At 72.3% G+C, this 23161-nt stretch carries 20 protein-coding genes; 12 read left to right on the forward strand and 8 right to left on the reverse strand.

Annotation, left to right across the window (positions count from 1 at the left end):
• Positions 1-100 precede the first annotated feature (100 nt).
• From pcaF to AB0J93_RS01775, 8 genes are all read left to right on the forward strand, one after another.
• Positions 101-1303 carry a 3-oxoadipyl-CoA thiolase gene (pcaF, locus tag AB0J93_RS01740; protein ID WP_363917081.1) on the forward strand — a complete coding sequence of 401 codons (1203 nt, stop codon included), beginning with the start codon at positions 101-103 and terminating at the stop codon, positions 1301-1303.
• 115 nt (positions 1304-1418) lie between these two features.
• The gene (locus AB0J93_RS01745; protein WP_363917083.1) at positions 1419-2237 is read left to right on the forward strand and encodes an SAM-dependent methyltransferase; all 819 of its coding nucleotides are present in this window, start codon (positions 1419-1421) and stop codon (positions 2235-2237) included.
• Positions 2238-2241: 4 nt separating this feature from the next.
• The gene (locus AB0J93_RS01750) at positions 2242-4401 is read left to right on the forward strand and encodes an EAL domain-containing protein (RefSeq protein WP_363917085.1); all 2160 of its coding nucleotides are present in this window, start codon (positions 2242-2244) and stop codon (positions 4399-4401) included.
• 74 nt (positions 4402-4475) lie between these two features.
• A complete protein-coding gene (locus tag AB0J93_RS01755; protein WP_363917087.1) occupies positions 4476-4976 on the forward strand; it encodes a DUF456 domain-containing protein in 501 nt (166 codons plus the stop codon).
• A 329-nt stretch (positions 4977-5305) separates the two neighbouring features.
• On the forward strand, positions 5306-6670 hold the full coding sequence (locus AB0J93_RS01760) for a glutamine synthetase family protein (protein ID WP_363917089.1): 1365 nt from the start codon (positions 5306-5308) through the stop codon (positions 6668-6670).
• Positions 6671-6789: 119 nt separating this feature from the next.
• Positions 6790-8145, forward strand: coding sequence for an aldehyde dehydrogenase family protein (locus AB0J93_RS01765; protein WP_363917091.1), 1356 nt, complete (start codon positions 6790-6792; stop codon positions 8143-8145).
• A gap of 2 nt (positions 8146-8147) precedes the next feature.
• Positions 8148-8915, forward strand: coding sequence for a 3-oxoacyl-ACP reductase (locus tag AB0J93_RS01770; protein WP_363917093.1), 768 nt, complete (start codon positions 8148-8150; stop codon positions 8913-8915).
• A gap of 174 nt (positions 8916-9089) precedes the next feature.
• Positions 9090-12800, forward strand: a complete 3711-nt coding sequence (locus AB0J93_RS01775) for a SpoIIE family protein phosphatase (RefSeq protein ID WP_363917095.1) — start codon at positions 9090-9092, stop codon at positions 12798-12800.
• A gap of 47 nt (positions 12801-12847) precedes the next feature.
• Here AB0J93_RS01775 and AB0J93_RS01780 read toward each other — a convergent pair whose 3' ends face one another.
• A complete protein-coding gene (locus AB0J93_RS01780; protein WP_363917097.1) occupies positions 12848-13162 on the reverse strand; it encodes an STAS domain-containing protein in 315 nt (104 codons plus the stop codon).
• A 94-nt stretch (positions 13163-13256) separates the two neighbouring features.
• Between AB0J93_RS01780 and map the strand changes: the two genes are divergently transcribed.
• Both map and AB0J93_RS01790 read left to right on the forward strand, forming a co-directional pair.
• Positions 13257-14114, forward strand: a complete 858-nt coding sequence (gene map / locus AB0J93_RS01785) for a type I methionyl aminopeptidase (protein ID WP_363917099.1) — start codon at positions 13257-13259, stop codon at positions 14112-14114.
• Entirely contained in the window at positions 14111-14827 is a 717-nt protein-coding gene (locus AB0J93_RS01790; RefSeq protein ID WP_363917101.1) for a VIT1/CCC1 transporter family protein, read from the forward strand. The genes map and AB0J93_RS01790 overlap by 4 nt, the downstream gene beginning before the upstream one ends.
• Before the next feature lies 1 nt (position 14828).
• Here the strand turns inward: AB0J93_RS01790 and AB0J93_RS01795 are convergent, their stop codons facing one another.
• From AB0J93_RS01795 to AB0J93_RS01825, 7 genes are all read right to left on the reverse strand, one after another.
• A complete protein-coding gene (locus tag AB0J93_RS01795; protein WP_363917103.1) occupies positions 14829-15548 on the reverse strand; it encodes a nucleotidyltransferase domain-containing protein in 720 nt (239 codons plus the stop codon).
• Positions 15549-15644: 96 nt separating this feature from the next.
• Positions 15645-16124, reverse strand: a complete 480-nt coding sequence (locus AB0J93_RS01800; RefSeq protein ID WP_363917105.1) for a nitroreductase family deazaflavin-dependent oxidoreductase — start codon at positions 16122-16124, stop codon at positions 15645-15647.
• 28 nt (positions 16125-16152) lie between these two features.
• Positions 16153-18882: an ABC transporter permease gene (locus AB0J93_RS01805; protein ID WP_363917107.1), complete on the reverse strand. Its 2730-nt coding sequence runs from the start codon at positions 18880-18882 to the stop codon at positions 16153-16155.
• Positions 18879-19697 carry an ABC transporter ATP-binding protein gene (locus AB0J93_RS01810; protein WP_363917109.1) on the reverse strand — a complete coding sequence of 273 codons (819 nt, stop codon included), beginning with the start codon at positions 19695-19697 and terminating at the stop codon, positions 18879-18881. Before AB0J93_RS01810 ends, AB0J93_RS01805 begins: the two co-directional genes overlap by 4 nt.
• Positions 19694-20275 (reverse strand): PadR family transcriptional regulator, encoded by a 582-nt coding sequence (locus tag AB0J93_RS01815; protein ID WP_363917111.1) that lies wholly within the window; start codon positions 20273-20275, stop codon positions 19694-19696. Before AB0J93_RS01815 ends, AB0J93_RS01810 begins: the two co-directional genes overlap by 4 nt.
• Before the next feature lie 86 nt (positions 20276-20361).
• On the reverse strand, positions 20362-20793 hold the full coding sequence (locus AB0J93_RS01820) for a ferritin-like domain-containing protein (RefSeq protein ID WP_363917113.1): 432 nt from the start codon (positions 20791-20793) through the stop codon (positions 20362-20364).
• 22 nt (positions 20794-20815) lie between these two features.
• Positions 20816-21319, reverse strand: a complete 504-nt coding sequence (locus AB0J93_RS01825) for a hypothetical protein (RefSeq protein WP_363917678.1) — start codon at positions 21317-21319, stop codon at positions 20816-20818.
• A 168-nt stretch (positions 21320-21487) separates the two neighbouring features.
• Between AB0J93_RS01825 and rimP the strand changes: the two genes are divergently transcribed.
• Together rimP and nusA are read left to right on the forward strand one after the other, a co-directional pair.
• Entirely contained in the window at positions 21488-22120 is a 633-nt protein-coding gene (gene rimP / locus AB0J93_RS01830; RefSeq protein ID WP_363917115.1) for a ribosome maturation factor RimP, read from the forward strand.
• The gene (nusA, locus tag AB0J93_RS01835; RefSeq protein WP_363917117.1) at positions 22117-23160 is read left to right on the forward strand and encodes a transcription termination factor NusA; all 1044 of its coding nucleotides are present in this window, start codon (positions 22117-22119) and stop codon (positions 23158-23160) included. Before rimP ends, nusA begins: the two co-directional genes overlap by 4 nt.
• The last annotated feature ends 1 nt before the right edge of the window (position 23161 follow it).

The following is a 23161-nucleotide window of genomic DNA, read 5'->3' on the forward strand; positions in this document are numbered from 1 at the left end:
ACCTATCGGCACCCACCGGGGATATCCTGGCCGTCGGTGAGTCCCCGTGGACCCGGTGGACGCACCCCTCCGCCCTTCCCATCCCCCCGAAGGACTCGCGATGACCGTGGCATACCTGGTGGCCGGTGTCCGCACCCCGATCGGCCGTTACGCCGGTGCGCTGGCCGGCGTACGCCCCGACGATCTGGCCGCCCACGTGATCCGCGAGCTGGTCGCGAGGCACCCCTCGGTGGACTGGGCGCGTACCGACGACGTGGTGCTCGGTTGCGCCAACCAGGCCGGCGAGGACAACCGCAACGTGGCCCGGATGGCGGCGCTGCTCGGTGGGCTGCCCGAGCAGGTGCCCGGCAGCACGGTCAACCGGCTCTGCGGCTCCGGGCTGGACGCGCTGGCCACCGCCGCCCGGTCGATCGTCGCCGGCGAGGCGGACCTGGTCGTCGCGGGCGGCGTGGAGAGCATGAGCCGGGCGCCGTTCGTCATGCCGAAGGCGACCACCGCGTTCTCCCGATCCGCCGAGGTGTACGACACCACTATCGGTTGGCGGCTGGTGAACCCGTTGATGGAGCGTGGCTGGGGCATCGACTCGATGCCCGAGACGGCGGAGAACGTGGCCGCCGAGTACGGCGTCGATCGGGCGGCGCAGGACGAGTTCGCGTACCGCTCCCAGTTGCGGGCCGCCAAGGCTCAGGCCGACGGGCGGCTGGCCGAGGAGATCGTGCCGGTGACCGTGCCGGCGGGCCGGCGGGAGACCCGGCTGGTCGAGGCCGACGAGCACCCCCGACAGACCTCGCTGGAGAAACTGGCCGCGCTGCCCACCCCGTTCCGCGACGGCGGCACGGTGACCGCCGGGAACTCCTCCGGCGTCAACGACGGCGCGGTGGCCCTGCTTGTCGCCTCGGAGGCGGCCGTCGCCGCGTACGGTCTCACTCCGCTGGCCCGGGTCACCGGCACGGCGGCGGCCGGCGTGCCGCCCCGGGTCATGGGCGTCGGGCCGGTTCCGGCGACCCGGCGGCTGCTGGACCGGCAGGGGTTGGCGCTTACCGACATCGACGTGATCGAGCTGAACGAGGCCTTCGCCGCCCAGTCCGTCGCGGTGCTGCGCGAACTCGGCCTGCCGGAGGACGCCGAGCACGTCAACCCCAACGGGGGCGCCATCGCGCTGGGCCACCCGCTCGGTGCCAGTGGTGCCCGGCTCGCGCTCACCGCCGCGTTGGAACTGCGCCGCCGGGGCGGGCGACGGGCGTTGGCCACCATGTGCATCGGGGTGGGGCAGGGCATCGCGCTGCTGCTGGAGGCCGCCTGAGCCGCCGGCACCGGCGGTAGATCAGGAAAAGGCGGTTGTGGATCTCCCCCCGCGCCGCGGACCCGCCTAGAGTGGTCAGCATCACGATCCACGGCGACGACGTGAGGTGCAACCAGTGCAGCAGCCGGACGGACTTCCCGCCGAGATCGACCTATCCCGGCCCAGCGCGGCGCGGGTGTACGACTACTTCCTCGGCGGTGCCCACAACTTCGACATCGACCGGCAACTGGCCGAGCAGATCGCGACCATGACGCCGAACCTGGCGGCGACCATGCGAGCCGGGCGGGAATTCCTCCGCCGGGCCGTGCGCGCCCTGCTCGACGCCGGCACCGACCAGTTCCTGGACATCGGCTCCGGCATCCCCACGGTCGGCAATGTGCACGAGGTCGCCCAGGCCGCGAACCCGAAGGCCCGGGTGATCTACGTCGACATCGACCCGGTCGCGGTGGCACACAGCCGGGAACTGCTCGCCGGCAACGAGGCGACCGGCGTCATCCACGCCGACCTGCGCGACCCGGAACGGATCCTGGCCGAGGCCCGCAAGCTGGGCCTGCTCGACTTCGACCGGCCGTTGGGCATCCTGCTCGCCGGGGTGGTGCACTTCGTCCCGGACACCGACCGCCCCGGTGACGTCCTGGCCACCCTGCGCGCGGCCGCCGCCCCCGGCAGCCACCTGGTCATCTCACACTCGACCTTCGAGGACCAGCCGCAGGAGATGCTGGACGCGCAACGGTTGTCGGCACGCACCGCCACGGAGATCACCCTCCGCTCGCGAGCCGAGATCACCGGGTACTTCGGCGACTGGACCATTCTGGAGCCCGGGGTGGTGCACATGGAGTTGTGGCGACCCGACTCGCCGTCCGAGGTCACCGCCGAGGGGCAGCGTTTCGGTGCCTTCGGTGGTGTCGCCCGGAACGACCGGCCCGCCGGCTGATCCGATGGCCGCCGTGGGTGCCTCCGGCGGGAACACCGTCGATCCGGCCGGCGCCCAGCGGTACGCAACCGACTGGGCGCGGGCCGTACGCCGGCTCGGTTTTGTGCCGCTGAGCGCGGCCGAGACCGAGCGGCTGCTGCTCGGGCACACCGTCCGGCTGGCGGAGGTGCTGCTCTCCGCCGAGCCGCCGGCCTCGGCAGCGCAGGAGATCGGGCGGTCACTTGTCGACGCGCACCTCACCGAGCCGGGAGTGATCGAGTGGTCGGTGCGTACGCTCGGCGAGCGGTTCCGGACCGACGTGCTCGCCGCCGCGGCCGGGCGGCCGGGGCTCGACGAGCGGATCGCGGCCGTGCAGGGCGCCCTCGCGGCCGGCTTCGCCCGCGCGCTGCGGGAGCGGACCTTCGTCCAGCAGGAGGGGATCGCCCGCGCGATGTGGCAGGCGCGGGACGACGCCGAGCAGGCGTTGCGCAACAGCGAGGCCCGCTTCCGGGCGGTCTTCGACGGCGCGGCCGTCGGCATCGGCATCGCCGGAGTCGACGGGACGATCATCGACGTCAACCACGCCTTCGCCGACATGCTCGGCTACCCGGTCGAGGAACTGCGACAAACAAACGTGGCGTCCCTGTTCCATGCCGACGACGCCGCCGGCATGTGGGAGCTGTACCAGGAACTGATCGAGGGTAAGCACGAAGCGGCCCGGGTGCAGAAGCGCTACTACCGCAAGGACGGCAGCGCCGTCTGGACGGATCTGGCCGTCTCGCTGATCCGCCATGACGACGGCCGTCCCCGGTTCACCGTGGCCGTGGTCGAGGACATCACCGAACGGTACGAACTCCAGCAGCGGTTGCGCTTCCAGGCGCTGCACGACCCGCTCACCGGCCTGCCGAACCGGACGCTGTTCTTCGACACGCTGGCCGGCCTGGTGGAGCAGCCCGACGCGCCGGGCCGGGTCGGTGTCTGCTTCCTCGACCTGGACGGGTTCAAGGCGATAAACGACAGTCTCGGGCACGCCCTCGGCGACCGGCTGCTCGTGATGATCGCCCGACGGCTGGCCGACTGCGTGGCCGAACAGGGCTATCTGGTCGCCCGGATGGGCGGCGACGAGTTCGTCATCCTGGTCGACGGGGTCGCCGCCGTGGAGGACGTGATCGCCGTGGCCGAGGCGGCTCTGGCCGCCGTCGCCGCGCCGATGTGCGTCGGCGACCAGCAGCTCGCGGTCTCGGCGAGCATCGGCATCGTCGACTCGGCGGTCGCCGGCACCAGCGTCGTGGAACTGATGAAGGCCGCCGACGCCACGCTCTACTGGGCGAAGGCGGAGGGCCGTGACCGGTGGGCGGTCTACGACCCTGAGCGCAGCGCCCGGGACAGCGCCCGATCGGCGCTGGCCGCCGGGCTGCCGGTGGCCCTGGACCGGGGCGAGTTCGTGCTGCACTACCAGCCGATCGTGTCCCTGCTCGACGGGCGCATACTTGCCGTCGAGGCGCTCGTCCGCTGGCAGCATCCGCAACTGGGCCTGATCGGTCCCGATCGGTTCATCGGGCTCGCCGAGGAGACCGGCCTGATCGTCCGTCTCGGTGAGTGGGTGCTGCGGCAGGCGTGCCGCGACGCCCAGCGGTGGCACACCGACTTTCCCGACGCCAGGCTGGTGGTGAGCGTCAACCTGGCTGCCCGCCAGGCCGACCGCCCGGCGATCGTGGACACCGTGGCCGATGCGCTGGCCAGCAGTGGACTGCCGGCGGAACTGCTGCAACTGGAGCTGACCGAGAGCGCGGTGATGGGGTCCGCGGGGGAGCCGCTGCGGACGCTGCACCGGCTCGCCGCGCTGGGCGTACGACTGGCCGTGGACGACTTCGGCACCGGGTACTCGAATCTGGCGTACCTGCGCCGGCTGCCGATCACCTGCCTGAAGCTGGCCGGCCCGTTCGTCGAGGGAATCCGGGGCACCGCGCCGGCCGATGCCGACCACCGCGACGAACGCATCGTCGATGCGCTGGTGCGGCTGGCCCACGCGTTGGAGCTGTGGGTCACCGCGGAGGCGGTGGAGACCGAGGCGCAGGCGGAGCGGCTACGGGCATTGCGTTGCGACACCGCACAGGGCCGGCTGTTCGGCCCGCCGGGTCCGGCGGAGACGGTGGTGGCCCGGTTGCGTGGCGACGAACCGTGATGATCGTGCTGTGACGATCCCGGGTACCAGTGTGGCGAGTGGACCAGGGCCGGAACGAACAACTGGGAGTCGACGTGGGGCTGACGGAGACCGGAACGGTGGTGTCGGTCGTCGCCGCGCTGGCCATCCTCGCCGGGTTGGCCGGGGTGGTGGTGCCCGGTCTGCCGGCGCTGCCGTTGTGCTGGGGCGGCGTACTGGTGTGGAGCCTGTTCGGCGACGCCGGAGCCGGGCGGTGGCTGGTGCTCGCCGCCGCCACGCTTGTCGCCGTGGGGGGCACCGTCGTCAAGTACGCCTGGCCCGGCCGTAACCTCAAGCGGGCCGGGGTGCCCACCAGCTCGCTGCTGGCCGGCGCGGTGCTCGGCCTGGTCGGCTTCTTCGTCATCCCGGTGGTCGGGCTGGTCATCGGCTTCGTCGGCGGGATCTTCGCGGTGGAGCGGCTCCGACTCGGCGACACCCGACTCGCCTGGCCGGCGACGAAACGGGCGGTCGCCGCGGCGGGCCTGTCGATGCTTGTGGAGTTTCTGTCCGGGCTGGTGATCGGTGCCCTGTGGGTGGCCGGCCTGGTGATGGCCTGACTGGTCTGGGCAGGTGCTGACCGAAGCGGCGCGGGACGGAGTCAGGGTAGGGCGCGACGCCGTACCCGAGAGAGAGGTGACACTTTCCCGCGCCGCCGCGGTGGCCGGGCCGTTCCGAGGGCCCGGTGGTCGGCCCGTCGCGATCGGGCCTGGTCACACGCCCAAGGATGGGCTACTCCGGCCCCGCCGGCAACGCAATTGCGGGTGGCCGGCTGAGTTCGTCGGCCAGGCTCGGACGGTTTGCCGGGGGAGCGGATGCGGGTACGGGCGGAGCGTCTTATTGACGGTGATCGGCTCGGCCGGTAGACCTTGGTGATGGAGGCTCGCGGATGAGAAAACCGCCGCTCACGCTGGAACAGTTGCGGGTCGCCGTCGCCGAGGGTGAGATCGACACGGTGGTGCTGGCCCTGGTCGACATGCAGGGCCGATTGCAGGGCAAACGCTTCCACGCCCCGTACTTCCTCGACCAGGTCGTCGCGCACGGCAGCGAGGGATGCAACTACCTGCTCGCGGTCGACGTGGACATGAACACGGTCGACGGGTACGCGATGTCGAGCTGGGAACGCGGCTACGGCGACTTCGCGATGAAGCCGGACTTCGGCACCCTGCGCCGGGTGCCGTGGCAGCCCGGCACCGCACTGCTCCTGGCCGACCTGGAGTGGTTGGACGGCGCCGGTCCGGTGATCGCCTCACCGCGGCAGATCCTCCGCCGGCAGTTGGACCGGCTGGCCGCGCACGGGCTGACCGCGTACGCCGGCACCGAGTTGGAGTTCGTGCTGTTCCGCGACTCGTACGAGCAGGCGTGGCGGCGCGGGTACCGGGAGCTGACCCCGGCCAACCAGTACAACGTGGACTACTCGCTGCTCGGTACCGCCCGGGTGGAGCCGCTGCTGCGCCGGATCCGTACCGAGATGGCCGGCGCGGGACTGGTGCCGGAGAGCGCGAAGGGGGAGTGCAACCTCGGCCAGCACGAGATCGCCTTCCGCTACGACGAGGCGGTTGCCTGCGCCGACCACCACGTCATCTACAAGAACGGGGCGAAGGAGATCGCCGCCCAGGAGGGCATGTCGATCACTTTCATGGCCAAGCCGAACGAGCGGGAGGGCAACTCCTGCCACATCCACTTCTCGCTGCGCGACGCCTCCGGTGGCTCGGCGATGCTTGGTGACGGGCCGGCGCACCTGAGCCCGACCGGGCAGCGGGTGCTCGCCGGGCTGCTCGCCACCATGCGGGAGTTGAGCCTGCTCTTCGCGCCGAACATCAACTCCTACAAGCGTTACCAGCCGGGCTCGTTCGCGCCGACCGCGCTGCGGTGGGGCACCGACAACCGCACCTGCGCCCTGCGGTTGGTGGGGCACGGCCAGGGGATGCGGGTGGAGAACCGGGTGCCGGGTGCCGACGTCAACCCGTACCTGGCGATCGCGGCCCTGGTGGCGGGCGCGCTGCACGGCATCGAGAACGGGTTGGAACTGGCCGAGGAGTGCACCGGCAACGCGTACGACGACCCGAGCGCCGAACGCGTCCCCGGCACCCTCCGCGACGCCCTCACCCTCTGGACATCGTCAGACGTCGCCCGCGAAGCCTTCGGCGCCGAGGTGGTAGCCCACTACGCCAACATGGCCCGCGTCGAGCTGGCCGCCTTCGACGCCGCCGTCACCGACTGGGAACTCACCCGTGGCTTCGAACGCCTCTGACCCCCACCACCCCACCTTCTCCGCGATCTTGCACTTCTGGTCGTCGATTTGCGGTGGTGTGTCGAGTTTGTCCCGACGGAAAGTGCAAGATCGGCGAGGAGTGGGTGGGGTGAGGGTGGGTGGGTGAGGTACGGGATCCGGCTACGGGCGCGGTGTTGCGGGGGGTGGGGGACAGCTCGGTAAGCGATGTGGATGCAGCCGTGGAGCGGGCGGGGCGGGCGTTTCAGGGGTGGCGGGGGGTCAGCGCGGGGGACCGGGGGCGGTTGTTGCGGCGGTTCGCGGCGGTGGTGGACGAGCACCTGGAGGAGTTGGCGCGGCTGGAGGTGGCCAACGCGGGGCACACCATCGGCAATGCGCGCTGGGAGGCGGGCAACGTCCGGGACGTGCTGGACTACTACGCGGGGGCGCCGGAACGGCTCACCGGGCAACAGATTCCGGTGCCGGGCGGGCTGGACGTCACCTTCCACGAACCGCTCGGCGTGGTCGGGGTGATCGTGCCGTGGAACTTCCCCATGCCCATCGCCGCCTGGGGCTTCGCTCCCGCGCTCGCCGCCGGCAACACGGTGGTGCTCAAGCCCGCCGAGCTGACTCCGTTGACCGCGTTGCGGCTGGCCGAGCTGGCGGAACAGGCGGGTCTGCCCGAAGGTGTGTTCACCGTGCTGCCCGGGCGGGGAGAGGTGGTCGGTGAACGGTTCGTCACCCACCCGGCCGTACGCAAGATCTGCTTCACCGGCTCCACCGAGGTCGGCACCCGGATCATGGCCGGCTGCGCGGACCAGGTGAAGCGGTTGACCCTGGAGTTGGGCGGCAAGTCGGTGAACCTGATCTTCGCCGACGCCGACCTGGAGCGGGCCGCCGCCAGTGCGCCGTACGCCGTCTTCGACAACGCCGGCCAGGACTGCTGTGCCCGGTCCCGGCTGCTGGTGCAACGCGGGGTGTACGACCGCTTCCTCGAACTGCTCGAACCGGCGGTGCGCGCCTTCCGGGTGGGCGACCCGGCCGACGAGAGCACCGAGATGGGACCACTGATCTCGGCCGGGCAGCGGGATCGGGTCGCCGGGTACGTCGACGGTTCGCGGGTGGCGTTCACCGGCTCGCGGCCCGACGGCCCCGGCTACTGGTACGCACCGACCGTGCTGCTCGCCGACTCACCCGGCGACCGCCACTGGCGGGAGGAGGTCTTCGGTCCGGTCGTCTCGGTGCTCCCGTTCGACGACGAGGCCGACGCCGTCCGGCTGGCCAACGACACCGAGTACGGTCTCTCCGGCTCGATCTGGACCCGCGACGTGGGCCGGGCACTGCGGATGGCCCGGGCCGTGGAGGCCGGCAACCTGAGCGTCAACTCCCACTCCTCGGTGCGGTACTGGACGCCGTTCGGCGGGATGAAGCGCTCCGGTCTGGGGCGGGAACTGGGGCCGGACGCCCTGCATGCGTTCACCGACGTCAAGAACGTCTTCGTCAGCACCGAGGAGTGAGCATGCCGGGACGGTTGCAGGATCGGGTGGCCGTGGTGACCGGGGCGGCCAGCGGTATCGGGCTGGCCACCGTGCGGCGGTTCGCCGCCGAGGGCGCCCGGGTCGTCTGCGTCGACGTCGACACCGAGGCCGGCCAGCGGGCCGCCGACGAGGTGGGCGGGAGCTTCGTCGCGGCCGACGTGGCCGACGAGACGGCGGTACGCGACCTCTTCGACGGGGTGGTCGAGCGGTACGGGCGGGTGGACGTCGCGTTCAACAACGCCGGCATCTCCCCGCCGGACGACGACTCCATTCTGGAGACCGGGCTGGACGCCTGGGAACGGGTGCTGCGGGTCAACACGACGAGCGTCTACCTGTGTTGCAAGCACGTCATCCCGCACATGCGCCGGCAGGGTCGGGGCTCGATCATCAACACCGCCTCCTTCGTGGCGCTGATGGGCGCGGCGACGTCCCAGATCGCGTACACCGCGAGCAAGGGCGGGGTGCTGGCGCTGACCCGGGAACTGGGCGTGCAGTTCGCCCGGGAGGGCATCCGGGTCAACGCCCTGTGTCCGGGGCCGGTGGCCACGCCGCTGCTGCGTGAGTTGTTCGCGGCCGATCCGGAGCGGGCCGCCCGCCGGCTGGTGCACGTGCCGATGGGCCGGTTCGGTGAACCGGCCGAGATCGCCGCCGCGGTGGCCTTCCTGGCCAGCGACGACGCCTCGTTCATGACCGCCGCGCAGTTCGTGGTCGACGGGGGAATCACCGGCGCGTACGTCACCCCCCTGTGATCTCGCTTACACCGATCGTGAGTGAGCCCGGTCGCCTGCGTCGCCACCGGCGCTCACCTGGAGCTGAACAGCGTCCGAACCGTCGTATGCGTTACGTGGCGGATCCGTCTGGGTAGAAGGCCGGTCAGGGCAATTGATGATCGGGAGCGGTGCGGACACGGCCGGGGAGGCTGCATGAACTCGGCCCAGGGGGGCGTGGACGGTGGTCAGCCGTCCGCAGCGGAAAGTGGAACGTCTCCGCTGCTCGCGGCGGCATTCGCGGGTGGCGGTGAGATGGGCGCCCTGTTGCGCGACCGGGACTGGTCGGCCAACCCGCTCGGTCCACCGGAGCGTTGGCCGACCTCGTTGGGCAACGCCCTCAGCACGATGCTCGCCTCCAAGGCGCAGATCGCCATGTTCTGGGGCGAGGACCTGCGCGCCTTCTACAACGACGCGTACCGGCCCACCATCGGCGACAAGCATCCCGCGGTGCTGGGCGAGCCCGCTCGGGAACACTGGGCGGAGACGTGGGACGTGCTGGGGCCGCTGCTGACCGACGTGCTGCGCGGCGGCGAGGCCTACCAGGCCCGGGACCATCACTTTCTGCTTGATCGGCACGGCTTCGTGGAGGACGTCTACTTCGACGTCTCGTACGACCCGATCCGCGACGTCGACGGTGCGATCAGCGGGGTGCTCTGCATCTGTAGCGAGACCACCGGGCGGGTGCTCAGCGAACGCCGGCTGCGCGCGTTGGCCGAACTCGGCTCGGAGCTGGCCGATCCGGTCGGCACCGAGGGACTCGGCCAGGTCGCGGCGGCGGTGCTCGACCGGTACCGGGCCGACGTCCCGTTCGGGCTGCTCTACCTGCGGGACAACGACGGACACCTGCGCCTGGCCGGGGTGAGTGGTGCCGTGACCGTCGCGGCCGATCCGCCCACCCGGCTGGAGGAGATGACCGCGGCGGGCGTCGGCGAGGTGGTGGCCGTCGCCGATCTGCTCGGCCAGGTCCCGCCCGATGCCGCCGACGAGGCGGTGGTGCTGCCGATCAGCGCGACAAACGACCCGGCCGGGGTGCTGGTGCTGGGAGCGGCCCGGCGGCTGCCGCTCACCGACGACTACCGCACCTTCTTCGAGCTGGTCGCCGCGCAGATCTCCCGGGCGGTCGGCAAGCAGCGGGCGTACGAGCAGGAGCGGTCCCGGGCCGCCGAGCTGGCCGCCCTGGACCTGGCCAAGACCAACTTCTTCGCCAACGTGAGCCACGAGTTCCGTACGCCACTGACCCTGGTGCTGGGCCCGTTGGAGGACCTGCTCGCCGAGCCGGAGCTCAGCGAGGACCATACGCAGCGGCTGACCGTGATGCACCGCAACGCGTTGCGGCTGCTGAAGCTGGTCAACACGGTGCTCGACTTCTCGCGGCTGGAGTCCGGGCGGCTGGTGGCGCACTACGAGCCCACCGACCTGGCCGACTACACCTCGCGGGTGGCCAGCACGTTCCGCTCCGCCACCGAGCGCACCGGGCTGCGGCTGGTGGTGGACTGTCCGCCGTTGCCGGAGCCGGTCTTCGTCGACCCGGACATGTGGGAGAAGATCGTCCTCAATCTGGTCTCCAACGCCCTCAAGTTCACCTTCGAGGGAGAGATCAGCATCCGGGTCCGTACGGTCGACGGCGCCGCCCAGCTGGAGGTCTCCGACACCGGGGTGGGCATCGACGCGGGGGAACTGCCGCACGTGTTCGAGCGGTTCCACCGGGTGCCGGGGGTGCGCTCCCGCAGCCACGAGGGCACCGGGATCGGCCTGGCCCTGGTGCGGGAACTGGTCGAGATGCACGGCGGCCGGGTCAGTGCCACGAGCGAGATCGACGTCGGCAGCAGCTTCGTGGTCACCATCCCGTTCGGTGTCGGGCACCTGCCGGCCGAACGGGTGGCCGACGCCGACCACGCCGAGCGCGAGCCGCGGCAGGCACCCCTCTTCGTCGCCGAGACCGTGCAGTGGACGGCCGGTCCGTCCGCGGCCGTGTCCCGCCCGGTGCCGGCCGTCGCCTCGACCGTGCCGGACACCGACGCCTCGGCGAAGCGGGTGCCCCGGCCCCTCACCGCCACGCCCGCCGGCCGCGTGCTGGTCGTGGACGACAATCCCGATCTGCGCGAACATGTCACCCGGTTGCTCGTGCCCATCTGGGAGGTGAGTACCGCCGCCGACGGGGTGGAGGCGTTGCGGCTCGCCACCGAGGAGGCTTTCGATCTGGTGCTCACCGACGTGATGATGCCGCGCCTGGACGGCTTCGGTCTGGTCGCCGCGCTGCGCGCGGACCCGCGTACCCGGTACATGCCGATCGTGCTGCTCTCCGCCCGCGCCGGCTCCGCCGAGGAGGTGGCCGGGTTGTCGGTGGGTGCCGACGACTACCTCACCAAACCCTTCTCCGGGCAGGAGTTGATCGCCCGCGTCCGGGCCAACATGGCCCTCGGTCAGCTGCGTAACCAGATCATCCGCCGGCTGCGTGCCCTCGCGGACGCGGCGGTCGCGGTCAACACCGCCCGATCCACCGCCGACGTGCTCCAGGTCGCCGCCCGCCATGCGTTGAGCCTCGCGGAGGCCGTCCGGGTCGTGGTCTCCGCCGGCGGCGCGCGTTACGAGGCCGACGCCGGTGGGGCCAGCAGCGTCGAGCCGTCCTTCGTCCTGCCGTTGACCGGGGTGGCCGACCAGCCGCTCGGTGAGCTTCGGGTGTGGCATCCGGCCGCCGAGAGCGCCGACACCGACGAGGCGGCGTTGACCCAGCTCGCCCGCCTGGTCGGGGTACGCATGGAGAACGCCCAGCTCTACGAGGCCGAGCACCGCATCGCCACCACTCTCCAGCACAGCCTGCTGCCCCGCACCCTGCCACAGTTGCCCGGCGCGGTGGTGGCCAGTCGCTACCTGCCGGGCAGCGCGGACGTCGAGGTGGGCGGCGACTGGTACGACGTGGTGGCCCGGGACGACGACGAACTCGTGCTGATCATCGGTGACGTGGTCGGCAAGGGCGTGCCGGCGGCAGCCGCCATGGGTCAGCTACGCAACGCGCTGCGCGCGTACGTGCTGGAGGGTTTCGACCCCGGTGAGTCGTTGACCCGGCTGAACCGGCTGGTGGGGTCCACCGAGTCACGCTCGTTCGCGACGGTCTTCTGTCTGTGGTTCAGCCCTCGGACGGGTCGGCTGCGCTACGCCAGCGCCGGGCACCCGTCGCCCCTGCTGATCCGGAGCGACGACGTGGCGTTCCTGCACGGCCGGGCGCTCGGACCGCCGGTAGGTGCCATCGCGGGCACCGAGTACGAGACCGTCTCGGGCGAGCTGGGGGCCGGTGACCGGCTGTTGCTCTACACCGACGGCCTGATCGAGGACCGGCAGGTCGGCATCGACGAATCACTGGCCCTGCTGCGCGCCGACGCGGCCCGCTCCGGTGAGCACGTGGCCGACCTGATCGACGCGGTGGTGGCGCGGGTCGCCGACCGGCCCCGACGGGACGACGTCGCGGTCCTGGCCCTGGAGGCGGTCGAACTCAACCGGTTCGCGCTGCGGCTGCCCGCCGACCCGACCCGGCTCAGTGTGCTGCGCAAGCGGCTGGAGGACTTCCTCGTCGCACACCGGGTGGGCGAGACGGACCTGTTCGACCTGACCGTGGCGGTTTCGGAGGCGGCGGCGAACGCCATCGAGCACCCGGTCGACCCGGTGGAGCCGGTGGTCGAGATCGAGGTGCGGGTCGAGGACCGCACGGTGGTGGCGACGGTGTCGGACAGCGGGCGGTGGCGGGAGTCGACCGGGTCGGGTTTCCGGGGTCGCGGGCTGTCGCTGATCCGGGCACTCGGGGATCTCTCGGTCGAGCACACCCCGCAGGGGACACGGCTCACCCTGCGTCGGGAGCTGACCGGGTAGCCGGGCGGCTCAGGCCGGCGGCGGATCGGCGCGGTGGTGGGCGCGGATCAGGCCGGACGCAGCCAGGGCTGACCGCCCAGACCGGCGATCTCCAGCACCCGACTGACCTGTCGGGACGGCAGCACCGTCAACGCGTCCGGGTAGTGGCCGGCGAGCCGGACCACCGCGTGGATGGCCGCCGAGTCGAAGAAGGTGACCGCCCGCAGGTCGAGCGTCACCCGGCCGGCCGGTTCCCGCATCACCGTCTCGAGCATGGTGTCGGCGGTGGCCATGTCGACCTCGCCGGTGACCACCACGCTGAGGTGGTCACCATCGGTCTCCGCGTTGGCGGAGAAGATGGGAGGTGCGCCCCCTTGATCCACGCAGACACCTTGACACAGTGCTTGTGGTAGGGCAACAACCGCTCGGGGCGGCCGGTGGTGGGGGTCACTACGGGGGCGGCGATAGGCTTGAGTCATGACCGTCCGTGCGCCGCTGACCCCCGGCACGCTCACCCCGTGGCGGCCGGTGCCCGCCCACATCGCCCGCCCGGAGTACGTCGGCAAGAAGGCCCCCCGGCCCTGGCAGGGGTCGCACGTGCAGACACCGGAGACCATCGAGAAGATGCGTCTGGCGGGGCGGATCGCCGCCCAGGCGGTGCAGTTGGCGGGGGAGCACTGCAAGCCCGGCGTGACCACTGACGAGATCGACCGGGTGGTGCACGACTTCCTCGTCGACAACGGCGCCTACCCGTCGACCCTGGGCTACCGGGGCTTCCCGAAGTCCTGCTGCACCAGCCTGAACGAGGTGATCTGCCACGGCATCCCCGACTCGACCGCGCTTGTCGACGGCGACATCATCAACGTCGACGTCACCGCGTACATCGGTGGGGTGCACGGTGACACGGACGCGACGTTCTGCGTCGGCGAGGTCAGCGAGGAGAACCGACTGCTCGTCGAGCGGACCCACGAGGCGATGATGCGGGGGATCCGGGCGGTCGCCCCGGGTCGGCAGATCAACGTGATCGGCCGGGTCATCGAGTCGTACGCCAAGCGTTTCGGCTACGGCGTGGTCCGGGACTTCACCGGCCACGGCATCGGCGAGTCCTTCCACAGCGGGCTGTACGTCCCGCACTACGACAGCCCGCGCCCCACCGACGTGATGGAGCCGGGAATGACCTTCACCATCGAGCCGATGATCACGCTCGGCACCTACCAGTACGACCTCTGGGACGACGGCTGGACGGTGGTCACCAAGGACCGCAGGTGGACCGCCCAGTTCGAGCACACCGTGCTGGTGACCGAGGGCGGCCACGAGATCCTGACGCTGCCGTGACCGAGACCCCGGCTGCGCTGCGCGAGCACCACCACGCCGACGTGTCCGGCGGCTGGCTGCGCCCGGCCGTGTTCGGTGCGATGGACGGCCTGGTCACCAACATCGCCCTGATCGCCGGTGTCGGCGGCGGCGGCGTCTCGCCCCGCACCATCGTGCTCACCGGCACCGCCGGCCTGGTGGCCGGCGCCATCTCGATGGCGCTCGGTGAATACACAAGCGTGCGGTCGGCCAACGAGCAGATCGCCGCCGAGGTGGCCAAGGAGCGACGGGAACTGGAGCGGCACCCGGACGCCGAGGCCCGGGAGCTTGCCGACATGTGGATCGCCAGGGGCCTGCCGGAAGACCTCGCCGTCCAGGTCGCCGAGGCGGTGCGCCGCCACCCGGAGCAGGCGCTGCGCATGCACGTGCAGGAGGAGTTGGGCGTCAACCCGGACGAACAACCCAACCCGTGGGCCGCGGCGCTATCGTCGTTCCTCTGCTTCTCCGTCGGCGCGTTGGTGCCGCTGCTGCCGTACCTGTTCGGGGCGACCAGCCTGGCCCTGGCCCTGGCGGTCGGCGGGCTCGGGCTCTTCGTCGCCGGTGCGGTCGTCTCCCGGTTCACCAACCGCCGGTGGTGGTCCGGTGGGCTGCGCCAGCTGCTGCTCGGCGCCGCCGCCGCGGTGGCGACATACCTGATCGGCGCGCTGATCGGGGTGCAGGGCGGCCTCGGCTGAGTCAGCCGTCGAGCAGGTCGTCGATAGTGCCGTCGACCGGACGGCCACGGGCGGTGAGTTCCGCCGACTGGCGGGCCAGTACGGCACCCACCTCGGTCATGTCCGCCCCGGCCAGCCCGGTCCGCCGTACCGCGTCGCCCGGATCCCGGAAGTAGGTGCGGCTGAGCAGTCCGCTGACCGTGGCCGCGCCGAGTCGGGCCTCGCCGAGCATCAGCAGGGCCTGGTCCGTCTCGTACCACTCGGCCAGCCGGGCAGCCCGGGCAAGCGCGGCGCTGCCCCGGTACCACGCCCTGCGGGCGGCCGAGGTGAACTCGGCCGGTCGGGCCCGGGCCAGTCGGCCGAGGTGCTCGTCGCGCAGGGTGGCCAGCCACCCGGTCGGGTCGTGCAGGGCCCGCGTGGTCACGTAGCGGTCGGCGGTCAGTGGCCACCGGCTGGTCAGTTGCCGGGCCTGGCGCAGCCGCTCCTCGGCGGCCACGACGGTCAGGTCGACAAGCACGCCGTCAACCCGGCGGGTCGCCGCCGGAGGCCCGGTGCCGGGCCGGTAGGTGACCACCAGCAGCCCGACCTCACCGTCGCCACCGCCGTCGTCGTCGCCGTGGGCCAACGGGCCGTGGACCGCGACCGCGAGCACCTCGGCCGGGAACCGCCGTCGGACGGCTGCGGCCACCCGCTCGGCCACGTCCCACCGGGGATCGTCCGGGTGTTCCTGGACACCGTCCACGCCGACCACCCCGCGTTCGCGCCACTCACCGCGACCTCTCGGTCACCGCACACCCTAACGCCTGTGTCGGGGCTCCCGGTCGAGCCGCGACGGGGGTCAGGTGAGGCGGTCGTCGTCGGACACCAGCCGGAAGATCCGAATCTCCCGGCCACCGGCCCGCTCCACGTACGTCTCGTAGGCCGGCCACTCGTCGACCAGCAGCCGCCACAGCCGGTCGCGTTCGGCGTCGGAGGCCACCTCGGCGCGTACCGGGATCCGGCGACCCTTGACGTCCACCTCGGCCCTCGGCTCGGCGAGCAGGTTCAGCGACCACGCCGGCTGGTGCGCCTGGCCCCAGTTCGACCCGACGACCACGTATCCGTCGCCGTCGGGCACGTAGAGCAGCGGGTTGCTGCGCGGCCGACCAGACTTGCGGCCGGTCGTGGTGATCACCAGGGACGGTACGAGCCCGAGGGCGACCACCCGGCCCCGGGTCAGCCGCCCGACGGCCCGGTCGACGGGTACCAGCAGCCGGATGGCGGCACCGAACCAGCGGTACCGACCGACCCGGCGGGTGAGGCTTCCCAGCACGGACATCCGCACAGTCTGAGGTGTCGGGTGCCGGTCAGTCCAGACGGCGTTCCACCGGTAGCCGGGACCGGGTGAACAGCGCCGCGCCGAGCATCGCCACAAGTGGTACCGCCACCAGCACACCCAGGGTGAGCCAGGGCATCACAAGCGGGTAGGGCGGTTCGATCGGCCAACTGTCGGCGTACCGCCGGTTGGTGAAGGCCAGCACGATCAGGGCCGAGGCGAGTCCGGCGACGATGCCGAGCGTCGAGCCGAGCACCGCGATCAGGCCAGCCTGGCAGAGCGACAGCAGGCGGCGTACGCCCGGGCCTGCGCCGACCGCGGCGAGGGTGGACAGGTCGGCCCGACCCTCGGCGGCGGCCAGACCGGTGGCGATGCCGGCGGCGCCGACGGTGACCACCGCGGAGACCGCCGCCAGCAACAGCAGTAGCGGGCGGGTGTCGTCGTAGTCCCGGTTCTGCTCCACCGAGATGCCCACGGAGCCGAGCGGGCGGAGCGCGGCGTCGAGTTCGTCCTGTCGCTGCTCGTCCGGTGGTTGCTGGACGTGCAACGCCCAGCCGATCTGCCGGGTGATGAGCCCGAGCTGGTCGGCGGCGGCGGGGGAGAGCAGCAGCCAGTGCTCACCGAGCCCGGTGTGCAGCGTGTGCCCGGGCACCGTGGTGAGGTCCGCCGGCCGCGTCTCGCTGCCATGTTCGACCCGGAGATCCAGCCGGCCGTCGCGCAGGAAGCGGGCGTCGGTGATCACGGCGCCACCGGAGCGCAGCGTTGCGGTGGCGGCGTCGGCGTCGGCCGGTGCGACGCCGGTGAGCAGCCGCAGCGTGGTGCCGTCGTCTACAGCGACCCGAAGGTAAGGGCCGCTGGGGCTGTCGTCGATGCGCTGGCAGCGGGAGTCGGCGCGGGCCCGCAGTTGGTCGGCGGCGCTGAGCGGCTCGTACGGCTGCCAGGGGCAGGCCCGCTCGGGGGGCATGGTCGCGGTGATCGTGCAGGCGTAGAAGTCCGGCGAGCAGCCCGCTGCGACCAGCGGAGCGATCGTGTCGGCACCGAGCAGTTCCCGCGCCGGGCCGCTGATCTGGTCGAGGGCGGGTGGGCGGTCCGACGCGGGATCGCCACCGGTGGTGACCAGCACGGTGCGTTCCGGCAGCAGCGACCGGTTCCGCTGATCGCTGCGGGCGTCGTCGCTGGCCAGGAAGAGGCCGAGGGCGACGCTGCCGGCGACTGCGGCCATCACGGCGGAGATGGCCGGCGCGGCCGACGCACGGTTGCGGCTGGCGTCGCGTACCGCGATCCGGGGAGCCAGTGGCAGGAACCGACCGAGCCGGGCCAGCAGTCCCACAAGCGTCGGGGTGGCGAACACCAGCCCCAGTTCGCCCAGGACCAGCCCGGCGAGGATGACCGGCTGCGAGGTGACGACCGCGCCGATCGCGGCCACGACGGTGCCGCCGGCGGCCAGCGCGATACCGATGGCGAGCCACCGGCGTCGGTGCACGGGCGGGGTCCGCCGTCCGGCGAGCCCGGCCACCACGTCCTGCCGGGCGGCCGTCCACGCCGGTGCCAGCGCGGCCAGGACCCCGGCCAGCACCGCGACCAGCGCGATCACGACCAGGGCCGCGGGCCAGACGCGGTAGCCGCCGAACCGCTGCTGGAAGATGAACTGTTCGACAAGCGGCCGGCCGGCGAAGGCGGCGGCCACGCCGAGCGCGATCCCGGTCACCGCACCGACTACGCCCAGCACCACGCCGTCGGCGAGCACCACCCGACGCAGCTGCACCGCATCGCCACCGGCGACCGCGACCAGGGCCAGTTCCCGTCGCCGACGGCGTACCCCGACGGCGAACGCCGGCCCGACCAGCAGCACCACTTCGAGCAGGCCGAGCCCGCCGACGAGTACGCCGGTGCTGACCGCCTCCACGTTCATTCCGCTCATCCGCGAGTCGACGTACGTGGGCGGCAGCTTCCCGGGCGGCGCGGGTACGCGGGCGGTGACCACGACGCCGTTGCGGTTGAGGTGCCGGAAGGTGTCGGCGGTGAGCGGGCCGGGCAGGTCGGCCAGGAACACCTCGTCGGGGTCGGTCTGCGTGGGAGCCCCGGCGGGATGCAGGATGACCATCGGGGTCAGTCGTTCGGGGAGTTCGGCCACGCCGACGACCGTCCAGGTACGGGTGCCGTCCCCGGCATGGACCCGGTCCCCGAGGTCGACGCCGAGGCTGCGACGGGCGGCCAGGTTCACCGCGATCTCGTCGGCGGTGGCCGGTGGCCGGCCCCGGTGGATCCGGGCGGTGCCCTGCCCGAGGGGGTCGGTCAGGTCGATCACGGTGGCGGTGATGTCGTCGCTGATCCGGTCGCCCTGCCAGGCGCTGAACGGCACCCAGCGACGTACCGCCAGCACCCGGCTGCCCTCGGGCAGCAGCGCGGCGACGTGCTCCGTGGTGACCGGTGCGGTGAGCGGCTGGTCCCGGTCTCCGGAGGTCCAGCCGCTGCCGTCGGAGTTCTGCTCGACCGGGCCGCGCCCCACCATCCGAAGTTCCGCGTCGGCGCTGCCGAGCCGGCGTTCCATCTGCTCGTTCGGGGTCAGCCGGGCCATGTCGACGCTGACCGCGATGAAACTCAACGCCAGCACCGGCAGGATGATCATCGCCAGCACCAGGGTGGTACGCCCGCGCGCCCGCTTCGCCTCGCGTCGGGCGATGCGCAGCGCGGCTCGCCACGATCCGAGCGTCTCGGCCAGCCGTGCGCCGCCGGTCAGCCGGGCCGGTCGACCGCTCACCGGCCGCTGCCGCTGAGCAGGGCCTCCACGCCGGCCAGCGGGGCCGTCGAGTCGACCGTCACGCCGTCGCGCAGGAAGACCACCCGATCCGCCCACGCCGCGTGGCGCGCCTCGTGGGTCACCAGCACACCGGCGGCCCCCGCGTCGACCCGGCGGCGCAGCAGCCGCAGCACCGCCTCCCCGGTCTGCGAGTCGAGCGCCCCGGTCGGCTCGTCGGCCAGCACGAGGCGCCGCTGCCCGACCAACGCCCGGGCGATGGCGACGCGCTGCTGCTGGCCACCGGAAAGCTGGTCCGGGAACCGGTCACCCAGCTCCGACAGCCCCACCTCGGTCAGCGCGTCGAGCGCCAGCCGGCGGGCCGTTCGTACCCGGGTGCCGTCCAGTTCGAGGGGGAGGGCGACGTTCTCCACGGCGGTCAGGCTGCCGATGAGGTTGAGGTTCTGGAAGATGTACCCGATCCGGCGGCGGCGCAGCCGGGCCAGCCCGCGCCGGTCCAGGGCGTGCAGCGGCTGCCCCTCGACGTGCACCTCACCTGCGGTCGGGCTGTCCAACCCGCCGGCCAGGGTGAGCAGGGTGGACTTGCCCGAACCGGAGGGGCCCATCACGGCGACGAGTTCGCCGGGGCGTACAGCCAGGCTCACCCCGCGCAGGGCGTGTACCGCCGCCGGGCCGCTGCCGTGCGTGCGATGCACGTCACGCAGGTCGAGTACCGTGTCGCCGGCCGGTGCGGGGACGGATCCGTCGGGGATGTCGGCGGAGTCCGACGTGGCCCGCGGGTCGGGGGCGGCCGGCATCTGCCTCCCAGCGGCGGTCACCGTCGTGCCTCCTCACCACTGTGGCCCACCGCCTCGGAGAGGGGCGCTGGGCCGGCGGCCGGGGGGCGGTGCCGCACCAGGCTGCTCTCGCAGTGGTCGAGCCAGCGCACCTCGGCCTCGGCCTGGAACACCATCGCGTCCAGCACCAGCCGCCACGGCAGATCCTCCGGACGGTCGCTGGAGTACTTCAGCCGGGTCAACTCCTGCAATGTCCGCATGGTGGCGGTCCGTTGCGTCTGGACTACCGCACGGACGTCCACGCCGGGGGTGGTCAACGCCAGCGCCAGCTTGATCGAAAGCTCGTCGCGGGGGCGGTCGCTGCGGCTGAGCGGGGTGGCGAACCACAGGGCCAGGTCCGCCCGCCCGGCGTCGGTGATCTCGTACGGCCGCTGTCCGGCTTCGCTCTCCGGCAGCGGCCTGACCAGACCGTCCCGCTCCAGCCGGGACAGGGTGGTGTAGACCTGCCCGATGTTCAGCGGCCAGGTGGCGCCGGTCGACTCCTCGAAGGCGGCCCTGAGCTGATAGCCGTACATCTGCCCGCGTTCGAGCAGGGCGAGCAGGCCGTGGCGGATGGACATGGACCGGAGTATGCATACCTGGTATGTCGACCGCAACCGGCGTGGACGTGAGTTCGCCTACGCCGGGGTGCGTCAGCCGGCTCGGCTCAGCCGGGGCGACCCGGGAACGGCACGGTCAACGGGGTGATTCCGGCGCTTCGCCGCCAGCGGGTCGCCCGCACCGCGTACTCCACCAGGGCGGCCAGGGCGCGATCCCGCTCGGCACCGGTGCTGACCGGCAGCGCCGCACGCCAGAAGGCCGCCGTACGTTCCTCCACCTGCACGGCGAGGCGCAGTGCGCTGGCCCGATCGGTCACCGGGAAGGGCAACGCGTATCCGGCCCGATCGGGCGGAACGCTGCCGCCGCCGGTGCTCAACTGCACAACCAGGGCGTCCCGGCGGGCCCGGTGAGCGGCTTCCGCCTCCACCGCGGCCTTGCGTTCCGCGCCGCTGAGTCGTACCCCGACGGGGCCGTAGGCCCAGATGGCGGCGTACTCGGCGGTGAGGGCGCCGGCGAGCGCCTCGGCGGATTCGCTCATGACGTCACTCCGCTTCGCTCGTTCATCGCAGCGCCTCCAGGTGGGTCGCGCGGGCGGCGGCGACCGAGCCGAGCAGCGCGACACGTTCGGCGGGCGCCGCCGCGCAGGCCCGGATCGCCGATTCCCGGCCGGCGCGTTCGGACTTCCGCAGCGCGGTCAGCGTGGCTGAGCGATCCGTCGGCGGCGCGTCCGACGGGGCGGCCGTGGGCGTGGCGGAGGCGGTCGCCACGCCGGTCAGCCGGGCGAGTTCCGTGGCGTGCGCCTCGTGCGACTCGGCAAGTGGGAGCAGCCGGGCGGCCAGGTCGGGGTGGGCGGTGGCGGCGGCCCGCAGGCCCGCCGCGAGCCGCAGCGACTCGTCCAGCAGCGGCGCGAGCGGATCGGGCTGCGGCGGTGGCTCGTCGCGGTCGAGCAGGTCACAACCGGTCAGCGGAGCGGCGGCCCCGCCAAGCGCCAGCAGCGCACCGGCCCGCAGTAGGCCGCGTCGGGAAAGCTCGGACGATTCGTCCTGCCGAGTCGTTCTGCCCATCGCCACCGGACAAGTCAACACCATCGCCGCGAGGTGTGTCCGGCGGTGGCGTCGGTGCGCCGCCCGGGCCGTCGTCCGGGCGGCGCGTTACGCTCTGCGCAGCCACCGGCGCGTCCGCACCGGTGGCGTGCCGGCATGGCGTCGGCGAGCAGCGGAAAGGTTTTTCAGATGACGCAGCGTGGCCGTGCCACCAGGACGACGGGGCGACCCCGCGGTGGTCAGGCTGCACGCGCGGGTCAGACCTCCCGCGGTGACCTCGCTGCCCGCCGCGAACGGCTGCGCTCGGTGATCGCGCCCGTGGTGCAGGCCGCCGGCTACGACCTGGAGGACCTCACCGTCTCCCGAGCCGGCCGCCGGCACGTCGTGCGCGTGATCGTCGACGCCGACGGCGGGATCAACCTGGACGCGGTGGCCGACGTGTCACGCGCGGTCTCCACCGCCCTGGACGCGGCCGAGGAGAGCGCCGGCGACATCGTCGCGGGGGAGTACCAGCTCGAGGTCAGTTCGCCGGGGGTGGACCGCCCGTTGACGCTGCCCCGGCACTGGCGCCGCAACGTGGGGCGGCTGGTCCGGGTGACCGTGCGCGGTGGCACGCCGTCCGGGGGCGACCGCCAGGTCACCGGCCGGGTGGTCGACGCCGACACCGAACGGGTGGTGCTGGAGACCGACGCGGACCGCGCGGAGTGGGCCTACGCCGACCTCGGCCCGGGTCGGGTGCAGGTCGAGTTCACCCGCCTCGACGAGCTGGCCGAATCAGAAGACGTCGACGACGATGACGATGTGGAGGACGAGGAGAGGTGAACATCGACCTCGCGGCGCTGCGCGCACTGGAGCGCGAGCGGGAGATCCCGTTCGACACGATCCTCGCGGCGATCGAGACCGCGCTGTTGACCGCGTACCGGCACACCGAGGGGGCCCAGCCGCACGCCCGGGTGGAAATCGACCGGAAGACCGGCGCGGCACTTGTCTACGCCCAGGAGCTGGGCACCGAGGGCTCCGTCGAGCGGGAGTGGGACGACACCCCGCACGACTTCGGCCGGATCGCCGCCATGACCGCCAAGCAGGTGATCCTCCAGCGGCTGCGGGAGGCCACCGACGAGGTGCACTTCGGCGAGTACGTCGGCCGCGACGGTGACCTGGTCACCGGGGTGGTGCAGGCGCACGAGGCGCGGGCCGAGAAGGGCATCGTCACCGTCGACCTGGGCAAGCTGGAGGGTGTGCTGCCGCAGTCGGAGCAGGTGCCCGGCGAGCGGTACACCCACGGTGAGCGGATCCGTTGCGTGGTGGTGCACGTGGCCAAGGGAATGCGTGGCCCGCAGATCACGTTGTCCCGGACGCACCCGAACCTGGTGAAGAAGCTCTTCGCCCTGGAGGTGCCGGAGATCGCAGACGGCACGGTCGAGATCGGCGCGATCGCCCGCGAGGCGGGTCACCGTACGAAGATCGCGGTGCGTTCCACCGCGGCCGGGGTCAACGCCAAGGGTGCCTGCATCGGTCCGATGGGTCAGCGGGTCCGGGCGGTGATGAGCGAACTCCACGGAGAGAAGATCGACATCATCGACTGGTCGGACGACCCGGCGACCTTCGTCGGTAACGCGCTCTCCCCGGCCAAGGCGCTGCGCGTCGAGGTGGTCGACCTGGCCAACCGGGCCGCTCGGGTGACGGTTCCGGATTTCCAGCTCTCGCTCGCGATCGGGCGGGAGGGGCAGAATGCCCGACTTGCTGCCCGACTGACCGGTTGGCGGATCGACATTCGCTCCGACGCCGAACAGACCAGCCCCGCCGGGCAATCCGGAGCTGATCACGTCCGGGAACCGGGCGGAGCGGTGTCGGGTAGCTAGG

Origin of the sequence: Micromonospora sp. NPDC049374, assembly GCF_040677165.1 — a bacterium.
Classification (GTDB): Bacteria; Actinomycetota; Actinomycetes; order Mycobacteriales; family Micromonosporaceae; genus Micromonospora.

Coding starts and splice junctions, on each gene's coding strand:
- AB0J93_RS01815 (WP_363917111.1), bottom strand. CDS start 20,275: ATGTCCATCCGCCACGGCCTGCTCGCCCTGCTCGAACGCGGGCAGATG.
- AB0J93_RS01775 (WP_363917095.1), top strand. CDS start 9,090: ATGAACTCGGCCCAGGGGGGCGTGGACGGTGGTCAGCCGTCCGCAGCG.
- AB0J93_RS01770 (WP_363917093.1), top strand. CDS start 8,148: ATGCCGGGACGGTTGCAGGATCGGGTGGCCGTGGTGACCGGGGCGGCC.
- map (WP_363917099.1), top strand. CDS start 13,257: ATGACCGTCCGTGCGCCGCTGACCCCCGGCACGCTCACCCCGTGGCGG.
- rimP (WP_363917115.1), top strand. CDS start 21,488: ATGACGCAGCGTGGCCGTGCCACCAGGACGACGGGGCGACCCCGCGGT.
- AB0J93_RS01820 (WP_363917113.1), bottom strand. CDS start 20,793: ATGAGCGAATCCGCCGAGGCGCTCGCCGGCGCCCTCACCGCCGAGTAC.
- AB0J93_RS01760 (WP_363917089.1), top strand. CDS start 5,306: ATGAGAAAACCGCCGCTCACGCTGGAACAGTTGCGGGTCGCCGTCGCC.
- AB0J93_RS01800 (WP_363917105.1), bottom strand. CDS start 16,124: ATGTCCGTGCTGGGAAGCCTCACCCGCCGGGTCGGTCGGTACCGCTGG.
- AB0J93_RS01825 (WP_363917678.1), bottom strand. CDS start 21,319: ATGGGCAGAACGACTCGGCAGGACGAATCGTCCGAGCTTTCCCGACGC.
- pcaF (WP_363917081.1), top strand. CDS start 101: ATGACCGTGGCATACCTGGTGGCCGGTGTCCGCACCCCGATCGGCCGT.
- AB0J93_RS01750 (WP_363917085.1), top strand. CDS start 2,242: ATGGCCGCCGTGGGTGCCTCCGGCGGGAACACCGTCGATCCGGCCGGC.